The organism is Schlesneria sp., assembly GCF_036405755.1.
GTDB classification, from domain to species: Bacteria; Planctomycetota; Planctomycetia; order Planctomycetales; family Planctomycetaceae; genus Schlesneria; species Schlesneria sphaerica.
In genome coordinates, this window is record NZ_DASWWZ010000581.1 from 1 (window position 1) to 11,922 (window position 11,922).

The window sequence follows — 11,922 nt, forward strand, 5'->3', positions numbered from 1 at the left end:
CTTCGAAGGTCGCTCGATCTCGGTCGTTCTCCCCAAGACGATCATTCGCGAAGTGGAATACACCGAGCCAGTGACTCGTGGTGACACTTCGGGCAAGATCACCAAGGCGGCGATCCTTAAGGAAACGAAGCATGAGCTTCAGGTCTCTGCATTTGTCGAAATCGGAGACAAAATTGAAATTGATACCGAGACGGGCGAATTCAAGCGCCGCTGCACGTGATCTTCTCTGCCAGTTGCTCTTTGTCTTCCTGGCGACGAATTTGGGAGCGGTCGAGCGCGCACCTCGAGCGATTCCCGACGGGGATTCACTACGTCATCGTTTTTCAGCGTTGATCGATCGAGCACGGGTTCCTCTGAACCCCATCGAACGATCAGCGGTGATCGATGACGGGGTTCTCGAAGTGAAATTCGAGTTCGACTCGGAAGCGGATGAACGCGTGCCTGGTCTGCTGGTGAAATCAGCGACATCGCCGCCGGGACCCCTGCCAGTTGTCATGGTGCTTCACGGTACCGGCGGAAACAAGGAAGCCATGAAGGGCTTGCTCCAGGTGCTGGCACGACGTGGCGTGCTGGGAGTCGCATTCGACGCCCGATACGCCGGGGAACGGGCAAAGCACGGCAAAGGGAGCGAAGACTACCGCGCCGCAATTCTGGAAACCTGGAAGTCAGGGGAGAGGTTTCCTTTCTACTACGACACCGTCTGGGACTTGCAGCGACTGCTCGACTACCTGGAAACTCGCTCTGACGTCGATCCCAAGCGAATCGGCGGAATCGGATTCTCCAAGGGGGGGACAGAGCTTTACCTAGCGGCAGCGGTTGACCAGCGGATCGTCGCCAGCGTCCCCTGTATCGGAGTCCAGAGTTTTGACTGGGCTCTCAAAAACAACGCCTGGCAATCTCGTGTCGGGACGATTCAGTCTGCCGTGGATGGTGCAGCCCGGGAACTTCAACAGGGTACCGTTGATGCTGCATTTGTCCGTCGTTTCTATCAGCGGGTCGTACCGGGGATTGAAAGTGACTTCGACGGCCCGCAGATGCTACCCCTTATCGCCCCTCGGCCGCTACTTGTGATCAATGGTGACCGTGACGATCGGACCCCCGGCCCCGGAGTGAAACTCTGTGTTGATGCAGCACGCGAAGCGTACGGGCAGCAGGAAGCTTCGCAGAACTTCGAGTTTCGGTCGCAGCCCAATGTGGGACATGCCGTCACTCCCGAGTCTCAGCAGTACGCAGTGGACTGGTTGATCAGACAGTTACGCTCAAAGTAGGTTCAACGCCCCCGTGTACTACTGCGCAGGTGCACGGGCCCCCGTTTCCATCGTTGCACGTTCCGCGGACGACGAATCCGAAGTACATCCCAAGGGCTCTGGTCAGGCGAGAATCCCCTCGACCACGTTGCCGTGAATGTCTGTCAGGCGATAGTCGCGACCCTGGAACCGGTAAGTGTGCCGGGTATGGTCGAAACCCAGCAGATGCAGCAGTGTGGCGTTCAGGTCGTGGACGTGGACAGGGTCGGCGACGACGTTGAAGCCGAACTCATCCGTCTGACCGTGGACGTGTCCCGCTTTAATGCCCCCGCCCGCCAGCCACATGCTGAACCCGCGGTTGTGGTGATCGCGACCGTCGTTCCCGCCCTGCACCATCGGGGTCCGCCCAAACTCGCCCCCCCACACGACCAGGGTATCGTTGAGCAATCCCCGCTGTTTGAGATCACGCACCAGAGCCGCACTGGCCTTGTCGGTGTCGATGGCATTTTGTTTGACACCCGCTGTGAGATTTCCGTGATGATCCCACGCTTCATGGAAGAGCTGTACGAAGCGGACACCCCGTTCGATCAGGCGACGCGCCAGCAGACAGTTGCGGGCGTAGCTGGATTCGTTGGGGTCCTTGACCCCGTACATGTCGAGCGTCTCTTTCGATTCGCTCTTCAGGTCCATCAGTTCCGGTGCGCTCGACTGAAGTCGATAGGCCATTTCGTAGCTCTGGATCCGGGCGGCAGTTTCAGGATCGCCCGCAGTTTCCAGATTCAACTGGTTAAGTCGCTGCAGAGCATCCAATGACGCACGCTGCGTCTCGGAATCGATTCCGCGAGGATTGGAGAGGTAAAGGACGGGATCCCCGGCGCTGCGGAATGGGATTCCGCCGTACATCGTCGGCAGGAAGCCACAGCCGTAGTTACTTGCGCCGCCGCTGGTTCCTTTGGCACTCGTCAGCACCACGAAACCGGGCAATTCCTGGCTTTCGGTCCCTAAACCGTACACCGTCCACGATCCAAAACTGGGGCGGCCGAACTGTTGCGACCCGGTATTCATCATGATCTGAGCAGGAGCGTGGTTCACTGCGTCTGTCTGCATCGAACGAATCAGGCAGATGTCGTCGGCAATACTGGCCGTGTGCGGAAGAACTTCGCTCAGTTCCATGCCGCATTTGCCATGTCGTTCGAACTTGAACTTGGGTCCCAGCAGGGCTGAGTTCGGGTTGATGAACGCAGCCCGATAGCCTTTGAGCAAGTCTGCCGGAGGGAGCTGGCCATCCCGTTTACTCAGTTCCGGTTTGTTGTCGAACAACTCCAGATGACTGGGAGCCCCGGCGTTGAACATGTAGATCACACGTTTGGCTTTGGCGGGGTAGTGCGGTTGCCGGACAGCGAGCGGATTGGGCGCGGAAGAGGCACCCAACCCGGTACGAGCCGCCAAAGCACCGGCAGCGATCCCGGCCAGACCGACGCCGCAGTCACGCAGGAACCAGCGTCTGCTGAGATACCGGGCCATCGCAGTCTTCAATTCATTCTGTTGTGTCATCTCGACCAGCCTCGTGGTTAAGTGTGATTCCGTCGGAATTTGGCCCAGTCTGCTTCGGGTTCAGAGAACCGTGCGTTGATGTCAGTTTTTATTGACCGTTTCGTCCAGATTCAGCAGGACTCGTGAAACGAGCGTCCAGGCGGCGGCGTCCTGAGGGGTTGCGCGGGGGGGAATTGCTGGCAGCTTTGTGGAATCGCCTGTCGCGATTTCGCGAATGTCGAGCCAACCATCTGCCAATCGTTGCCGTCTCGATTTCAGCAGCGAAAGAATCTCGGTCCGTTCTTCACCTGTCGGTTTTCGCGCGGTGCACAGACGAAATGCGTAGTCCGCCCGTTGGGCGTCGTCCTGACCACCTTCTCGCAGGATGCGGAGAGCCATGGCCTGAGCCGACTCGACGAAGATAATCTCATTCAGGCCTGCCAGCGCCGCCAGCGGAGTATTCGACCGCACACGCCGAGCACAACTGAAGTCGCTGTTCGGTGCATCGAAACTGGAAAGCACGGGATCAGGCATCGACCGTTTGCGGAAGACGTAAACCGTCCGCCGGTATCGTTCCGGCCCTTCAGCCGGCTTCCAGAACGTCGGATAGACATAGTTGTAATCGAGTACGTTCTGAGGAACGGGAGGAATGATTCCCGGCCCGCCAATTTTGTGGCTGATAAGTCCCGCTGCACACAGAGCGATATCGCGAACGACTTCGGCTTCGGCGCGGAACCGGGGTCCCCGGGCGAGCCACTGATTGCGCGGATCCCGCTCACGAAGTTCGGGCGACATGGTCGAACTCTGCTGGTACGTGGTGCTGGTGACAATCGTTCGGATCAGATGCTTCTGGCTCCAGCCATGCTCCATGAAGTCGACTGCCAGCCAGTCCAGGAGATCCCGGTACTCAGGGACCACCGTCCGGGTTCCAAAGTCCTCTGACGTTTCGACCAGCCCCTCGCCAAAGATCGCCTGCCAGACGCGGTTGACGGCCACGCGAGCGGTCAAGGGAGACTCGGGTGCCGCAAGCCACTGAGCAAACCCAAGCCGGTTGGGCGGGTAGACATCGTTATACGGGTGCAGGGCAGCGGGAGTATGCGGCTGAACAACATGCTTGGGCTGGTCCCAGCCACCGCGATCGAGCAGAGATGTCGGCCTGACGAAGTTGTTCTGGCGTTCCTTCAAATGAAGGACAGAGGTGAGAGCCGTAGGAAATTGTTTCCACTGGGCGTCGATCTCGTCGGTGATCGGTTTGAGTTCGGGGATTGAGCGAGACCATGCCGAGAAGATCGCGGCCTGTTGCTCGGCGGTACGTTGCTCTGCAGGAACCTTCATCGCCAGAATGGCCGCGTAGTCGATCGGCAATGCGGCCGGTGCGGGAGCCGTCGTCGTGCTGATCCGGGCACAAACCAGCATGTCGTTCGTATTCATCGCGAATTTGAACTTGGTTCCGGGAGGAAGATCGAGTGGTTGTTCAAATTGGACAATAGCAACGGACGGCTGATTGCGACGGCCAATTCCGCGGTCCGCTTCCCACGACGTGTCATCGGTTCCGTCAATCAGATAGGTGACGGGGCCCCGTGACTTCTTATCTTCTTTCTGGTCTGGTTCCGAGAAGTCTGCGGTGGCGTTAACGAGTTTCAGCTTTTCCCACTCACTACTTCCGGGCTTCTGGATCGATGCGTGAATTTCGGTCACGCCCCACACCCCCGCTGGCCCGCGTCCCGGACCGCCAAAGGGCAGGTCCCCGTGAGTCAGGGCTTCCAGACGGAGGCCGGTAACACCTTTGAGGTCTGGCTGACCCACGAAGAAGACGTCGTTACTGGGGTGTCCGCGCATCAGGAATGAATGGTCATTCAGTTGCGTCGGGTGATTCAGTCCACTGACACTTCCCATTTCCATCGCGATCAGCGGCGCCCAGTCGACTTGTTTGGCAAGAACCTCTTTTTCCCATTGAGCAACTTCCTGCTGCCATTGAGGGCGCTGAGTCCGAATTCGATCTTCAATCACGCGAAGAGAACTGGTGACCTGATCGATTTGCTGCTGTTGCTCGGGTGTGTAGACCCATGACTGGGCTTCATAGGAATTATTGAGGAATGCGAACATCCCATAGTATTCGTCATGCGAGATGGGATCGAATTTGTGTGAGTGGCACTGGGCACACTGCGTCGAAAGGCCCAGCACGGCTTTTCCCACACAATCGACTCGATCAAACATTTCAAACATCCGGAACTCTTCGGCGATGATCGCTCCTTCTTCGTTCAGCATGCTGTTACGGAGAAAGCCGGTGGCGATGATCTGTTCCTGCGTTGCACCCGGTAGCAGGTCACCCGCGATCTGTTCGATGACGAACTGGTTGTACGGCATGTCTTTGTTGAGTGCCTTGATCACCCAGTCACGCCAGATCCACTGGTCACGTGACAGATCCTTTTCGTACCCGTTCGTGTCGGAATAGCGAGCGGCGTCGAGCCAGTGGCGAGCCCACTTCTCTCCGAATCGATCACTCTTCAGCAATCCTTCAATTGTCGCTTCGACGCCGTTCTTCTCAAACGCGTCGAGTTCAGCGGGGGTGGGGAGCAATCCGACCAGGTCCAGATACAGCCGGCGGCAGAGAACTTCATTCGAAGCACGAGGTGAAGGTGTCAGACCTCGCTTCTGCAGATGCTGAGCCACGATCGCATCGATGGGATGAGGGGAACCACCTTCCGGGAGCTTGATTTTCTGTGGCGGGACAAAGGCCCAGTGTGCCGCGTATTTGGCTCCCTCATCGATCCATTTTTTCAGGGTGTCGATTTGCTGAGGGGAAAGCGGTTTGTTTTCTTTTGGTGGAGGCATGACCTGCGTGGTGTCGGTCGAGGTCACGCGGCGGATCAGTTCGCTGAGGTCATGCTGACCGGGGACGATCGCAGGAGTTCCCGAATCGCCTCCCTTCAGTGCCGTCTCGCGTACGTCCAGTCTCAGGCTGCCGTGTCTTGTTCCTTCGTCACCGCCGTGGCAGTGAGTGCAGTGCTCGGCCAGGATGGGTTGGACATCTCGCTGATAGTCGATGGTCTGGGCTTGCGCGAGACCCGTGACAAGGTGCAGAGACATCCAGCCAAAGAGGCCAGGACTCAGGATGGACCGTGCTACAGAGGAACTCAATTTCATGGCGGGCATGACCTCGTCAGCGCTGAGCTCCGGCCGTCACCACTCCGAGAGCAACGTCGGGGCAAATGGGGCGAAGAATTCGGGCGGAACATTATCTTACAAAGGTAGCACAACCCAGCACAACGGCGGGAATTGTTTTGTTCAGTAGAGCGGTCTGTCGTTCGCCGAGGTTTGTTCATCAGGGAACGCGACTCGGGACAGTCCTCAATTGCACAATCGAAGGATCATTCCTTCGCCCGAACGTCGCCACCTCACTTTCGGAAACCGGTCAACTGCATGGCGGTGTTTGTGACTCTGGCGAGTTTGTCGACAGTTTGGTTTCGGAATTGATTGAGCGTGAGTCTCCCTACCCGATTTGTTCCCGATCACGGTTCGCGGACTGTGACGCAGAATCAGCGACATCAAGCCAGATTCATGGTACTAATCCAGTCGCCGGACTGTCCCCGCATAGTGTCGTTCCAGGTTGAACGCGGTTCGTAACAGCAGGGCGCCGTCGGCGTCGATCCCTGCGCAGACGCCCATCGTCTCCTGGTTTCCATTTGTCAGCGTGACAGGATGGCCAGTGAGCACACACAGTCGTGACCAGCGCTCCACGAGACTCAACTTGTTCCGGGCGAGTTGCTCCGTCAGTTCGCTCCAGCACGTGAGGAACGTAATCAGGACGTCGGTTCGCGAGAATTCCGTTCCTCCGGCCGCATCGACCATCGACGTCGCGATTCCTTTCAGTTCAGCGGGGGCTGTTGCGAACGAGTTATTGACGTTCAGTCCCACCCCCACGATCAGGCGATCGGACTGACGTTCGCATTGTTCAATCAGGATCCCACTGACCTTGCGGCCTTCCAGCCAGACATCATTAGGCCATTTCAGTCCTACATTCGCCCCTGGAAGCGTTTTCGAGAGCGTCTCTGCGATGGCCAGTCCGGTGACCAGTGAAAAATGCGGCCAGTCGGCGGGTGTCAGGTTCAGGGCTGACATCCCCACGACGATGGAGAACATGAGTGATCCATCCGCACCCCACCACTGGTTGGAACCTCGCCCCCTGCCCGCCCACTGACGATCCGCACCAACCAGATAAGGCGTTTCGATCAAGGGATCGATGGAGAGCTGCAATGCGCGATCATTGGTTGAGCCGACTTCATCCAACCATTCGACATTGCGTACACAGGTTTCGGCGAGCAGACGTGCTGTATCAATCACAATTGTTCCGCAGAAACCTTTCTTCGTGCGTTCATCGCTAACGTGTTTCGAATGTGCGTGGCTTCCCTTGGGGGCCGACCTGGATGGTATAGGACGTTCCCTCTTTTGCCACTGACGCCTTGATCCAGTTCCCAGTGCACTTGGCGGTTTCGACCTGATTGGCGATGTTCTCGGCGGGAGCCTGATCTTTCTCCGCCAGTCGGACATTTCGGTGTAACTGGTACATCGCCTGAAGGGACTTGATCCGCTTGAACGTTGCGATGGTTTCAGGATCGGCTCCCTTGGTCGGTCCGTTGCAGGTGACACAAACTCGTGGATCGAGCGCCAGTACCATCACCGGATTATTGCTGACGTTCAGTCCATGGTGGGTTGCCATGAACAGTTCGATCGGACCGACGGGATTGTTGGGTGTCATCAACTTGGCTTCGGTGTTCCATGTCAGGTCGCCGCAGCACAGGAACTTGAACTTGCCGAAGGTGAGCAGCAGACTGATGCTCTTCGCGTTGTCGGATGTATCCTCGGGTTGAGGATGATGCTCGGCTGCGAAAGGGTTGGGCTCGCCTGTATTGGGAATGACTTCGCCGCTGGCGGTCAGCACCTTGACCGTTAATGGAGTGACCCCGGCTTTGAGCGGCATCGAATCGCCCGCCTTCAGGGTCTTGGAACGATTCTGGCTGGCTGATCGATACGGTGCGACTCGATTAGTGAATCCGGGGTCTTCTGAGAGAAGGTCAGGAATTCCGCGGTCCCAGAAATGAGAGATTTTGAACAGCGAGGCGACTTCAGCATGGTTGCCGAAATGGTCCAGGTGCCAGTGAGAGACGACGGCGTGGTCGAGGTGGTCCAGCCTGGCGACATTCTTCAAGACGTCAAGAATTCGATCGCGATCACGGCCTCCGTTGTCGGGATAGCCAGAATCGATCAGGATCGATTCTCCCTGGGGAGTGACGATCACAGTGGCTGCTCCCCCTTCGACGTCCACGAAGTACAGGTCCAGCCGACCATCGTCGGATCCAGCCAACAGTGGCAAGGTGCCGAAAAGGAAGAGGCAGGCTGCGATCGCGAGTCGATTCATGGGGTACCCTTACGGAATGATTTCTCGAACCGTAAGAACCATATCGCTCGCGGGAGTTCGGCTCCACTCCGCAGAGGTCGATTTTACGAGACCGGCAGCAGTGCCTCGAGGGAATCTGCACCCGGATCGGGATGACCTCAACCTGCCGGATGTGATGTCCGGTCCCGCCCCCTCTCCTGAATGGCGAGGGGTGATGAGGGGCCGGACACGATCCGCAATATCACGCGGCTTTGCGCGTCGGAGCAGCGAATGGCTGGAACTGATGGATCATCGGCGTGGCTTCGTCCTGATCGACGTAGTCCGCGATGACCGCCTGGATTGCCTGCCGTGCTTCGTCGGCACTCCCACGTGACGCTTGCTCCAATTCCAGAATGTGGCGTTTGACCGCACTGGCGTTGATGGGTTCACGTTCGGCGCAGAAGATCTTTTCGTGGACTTTTTTCGCCGTGGTCTCGTTTCCGTAGAACAACTCTTCGTACATCTTCTCACCTGGTCGCAGTCCGGTGAACACGATGTCGACGTCTTCCGGATAGCGCAGTCCTGACAGGCTGATCATATCGCGAGCAAGGTCGACGATCTTTACAGGTTCGCCCATGTCCAGAATCAGCACTTGTCCGTTACCACCAATCGCACCGGCCTGAAGGACCAGCTGAACCGCTTCGGGAATGGTCATGAAGAACCGCGTCATCTCGGGATGGGTCACCGTGATCGGTCCCCCTTCCAGGATCTGGCGACGGAATGTCGGCACCACACTTCCAGCAGAGTTGAGCACATTCCCAAATCGAACGGTGATGAACTTTGTCTGGGACTTGCTGGCGACAGCCTGAAGGTATTTTTCGCCGACCAGTTTCGTGGATCCCATGATGCTGGTAGGACGGACTGCCTTATCGGTCGAGATCATGACAAATCGATCGACACCAAACCGGTCTGCAAGGTCGACAATCGATTTGGTGCCGAGGATATTGTTGCGAATGGCAATCTGAACATTGTGTTCCATCAGCGGCACATGCTTGTATGCCGCAGCGTGGAAGACAAGATCGGGCAGGTGTTCTGCAAAGACACGTCCCAGTGTGATTTGATCGTTGATGTCGACGATCACGTAGATCAATTCGACATCGGTAATTTTTCGTGCGACCAGTTCCTGCTCGATCTGGAACATCCCGAATTCGGACTGATCAACCAGGATCAGTTTCCTGGGCTTCAGATCGACAATCTGTCGACAGCATTCGGATCCGATACTCCCCGCTGCACCGGTGACGAGGACGGTTTTCTCGGCAATGCAGCCGGTAATGCTGGCCATGTCCAGGAGAGTCGGTTCACGCCGCAGCAGGTCCGAAATTGTCACATCGCGGATCGTCAACTTGACTCGACCGGCGACAATTTCGTTCACATCAGGAATCACGCGGGCGGTCAGTTCATTTTCCTGGCAGATGGCGTGCAGTTCGCGGACGGTCTTCCCTTCGATTCCGCTGGGGATCAGCAAGTGGCTGGCGCTGAACCGATCGGCAATCTGAGCGATCCCGCGTTTCGCGTTGACGACGGGAACACCACCAATCAATGACTTGGCTGTTGCCCCGGTCTGATCCAACATGGCAACGACTTTGTACTCGGATTTGGCCGACTGCAACGCTCGAAGAATCGAGATGGAATTGGGATCAGCACCGAAGACAATCGCCCGCAGCTTTTCAGGTCGAGACGGACGGTAGTGAGAACTTTCGATTGCGACACGGACTGTGGTTCGCAGCATTCCTGTCGCAACTACTGTGAGCAGCCAATCGATGGCGATGACCGATCGAGGCAGACTGGTACCGATCAGGTCCATCAGGTGAGCAGTGAGCAGAATCGCCGAGCTGAGGCTGGCTGTCGCCACGATTGAGACGACATCATTCATGGTCGTGTAGCGGTGTCGCCGCCGCCATTCTCGCGTGGCAGTAAACACGGTCCCCTTGACCACAAGCGCGATGGGAAGTGACTCCCACAATCGGCTGGTCAGATCTTCGCTGATCTCCAAGTCGAATCGGAGGAAGAATGCCGCTGCGAGTGATAGCGTGTACAGTGCCAGGTAGACTGGCAATGTAGCAACGAGTCGATATTTCATCGAGTGGTACTCTCTGAATCGAATTCGAAGGGAGATTGCGAGACAGAAGAAGACCGTGACGGGCGCGTTTGGAGACAACGCGACACTCACGACCGTTCTGGCCGAACCATGAGAATTGAGATAGGAACTGTGCTAGAGAGGCGAGGGGTATATTGGATCGAAAGAATCCTGTCCATACCGATCTCATGCAGGATTTGCAGGAATGAGTTGCGAAAGTGAACGGATCGTATCGGGACTTGAATCGGTGGAACTGCGGTCGATCAAAAGTGCTTTCATGCCCGCTGCGATCGGTCCTGAAACGTCATGGGAGGGGTCGTCGCCGATCATGAGAATGTCACCCGGTTCCACACCGCATTGTCCGATGACTGACGTGTAAAACTGTTGAGCGGGTTTCCGATAGCCAAGTTCTGATGAGACAAACCGTTGCTCGATCAACCGGAGCGCGGGGTGTCCTTCACAAACGGAATGCAGACGCGAATCAAAATTCGATGCAATCGCCAGACGGCAACCGGCATCGCGCAGCGACTGGAGGCTCGCGCCGACCTCGTCAAAGCAAAACCATGAGACGGGGTCTGCGAAGTGGTCCCAAAGTTCCTGAAAGCAGTGGTCCACATCGTTGACGTCCGGCAGGACCTCGGCCACGATCCAGCGCCACCGTGCGAGTTCGATCTCGTCACTCGATGACCAGATGTCGTTAGAGACCGGACGATTGGGAAAGAATTCTGTCTCGCTGCGTCGAAACGACCGGCGAAATCGTTCGTTCACTTCCGTGACGGAGAGACGAGACCCGTGACGGCTGCCAATACGCTGGTACGCTGTGGCAACGGACGGTTCTGGCCGGATCAGTGTTCCGACGGCGTCAAACACGATCCACTTGAACTGCTTTGCGTTCAGACCGCGACGAACCTCAGTCAGTTGCATAAAAAGCTTACCCTTCTGTCAATCATCTGATTGCATCGTCTCTGCAAGAATCCCTGCAGGTCACCGACGGCGGCTTGAATCAATTTTTGACATCTCAGCGGATTCTAGTCAGCCCCGTCTCCGTCGGCCTCCTTTTCGTTACCCGCGGTCTTCTCGTCCGTCAATTCCCGTGGTGCGGCACCGTCGTCTCATTAGTGAAAATGCCCCGAATCCGCTCTTCGTTTGCGAATTGCGGTGTGCTGGACGGACTTTCATGTGTCGTCGCTTCAATCGGACCAACTGACATCCCTGTTCCAACTGTTCTGCCCGGGCTGATCGTTAAATCAATCAAGAGTTCTCAAGGAACGTGTCCCTCTCCCATTTTTTTAGCAAGTTCTCGGAGCAAATCTCCGGGGTTTGACCCATTCTTGTAATGAATCGGGACAATTAGAGGAGTTAGGGATGCACCAGGATCAACGAATCGGTCTGGCACTTGGAGTGCTCCTAATCGGAGCGTGCGCAGCTCTTTTCTTTCGAAATGAGACCCGCGAATTGCCTGTAACGCCACGACTGCAGCGAGCACAGGAACTGGACGACTGGATTGCGGAACGTTCAACACGACCCTATCTCAAAGGGATCGAAATTGTTGAAGCGGCCAACCAGCCACGGACACGCCATGTTTCCCAGCACGGTCAGGAGGCTGATGGTGCTGAGGACCATATCGG

General features: G+C 56.9%; 7 protein-coding genes and 1 pseudogene. 2 read left to right on the plus strand and 6 right to left on the minus strand.

Annotated elements, in window-relative coordinates; genetic code table 11:
• Positions 1–220 (plus strand): annotated as a pseudogene (locus VGE80_RS19305) (elongation factor P); the annotation flags it as partial.
• Between the two features lie 157 nt (positions 221–377).
• A complete protein-coding gene (locus tag VGE80_RS19310; protein ID WP_440593795.1) occupies positions 378–1,268 on the plus strand; it encodes an alpha/beta hydrolase in 891 nt (296 codons plus the stop codon).
• A 102-nt stretch (positions 1,269–1,370) separates the two neighbouring features.
• Here VGE80_RS19310 and VGE80_RS19315 read toward each other — a convergent pair whose 3' ends face one another.
• From VGE80_RS19315 to VGE80_RS19340, 6 genes are all read right to left on the minus strand, one after another.
• Entirely contained in the window at positions 1,371–2,801 is a 1,431-nt protein-coding gene (locus tag VGE80_RS19315) for a DUF1501 domain-containing protein (RefSeq protein ID WP_440593796.1), read from the minus strand.
• Positions 2,802–2,882: 81 nt separating this feature from the next.
• Positions 2,883–5,927, minus strand: coding sequence for a PSD1 and planctomycete cytochrome C domain-containing protein (locus VGE80_RS19320; RefSeq protein WP_440593797.1), 3,045 nt, complete (start codon positions 5,925–5,927; stop codon positions 2,883–2,885).
• Positions 5,928–6,347: 420 nt separating this feature from the next.
• A complete protein-coding gene (locus VGE80_RS19325) occupies positions 6,348–7,124 on the minus strand; it encodes a biotin--[acetyl-CoA-carboxylase] ligase (RefSeq protein ID WP_373652639.1) in 777 nt (258 codons plus the stop codon).
• Positions 7,125–7,161: 37 nt separating this feature from the next.
• Positions 7,162–8,199, minus strand: a complete 1,038-nt coding sequence (locus VGE80_RS19330; RefSeq protein WP_440593798.1) for a ComEC/Rec2 family competence protein — start codon at positions 8,197–8,199, stop codon at positions 7,162–7,164.
• 220 nt (positions 8,200–8,419) lie between these two features.
• The gene (locus tag VGE80_RS19335; protein WP_373652637.1) at positions 8,420–10,297 is read right to left on the minus strand and encodes a polysaccharide biosynthesis protein; all 1,878 of its coding nucleotides are present in this window, start codon (positions 10,295–10,297) and stop codon (positions 8,420–8,422) included.
• Between the two features lie 183 nt (positions 10,298–10,480).
• Positions 10,481–11,218 (minus strand): HAD family hydrolase, encoded by a 738-nt coding sequence (locus VGE80_RS19340; protein WP_440593799.1) that lies wholly within the window; start codon positions 11,216–11,218, stop codon positions 10,481–10,483.
• Positions 11,219–11,922: the final 704 nt, after the last annotated feature.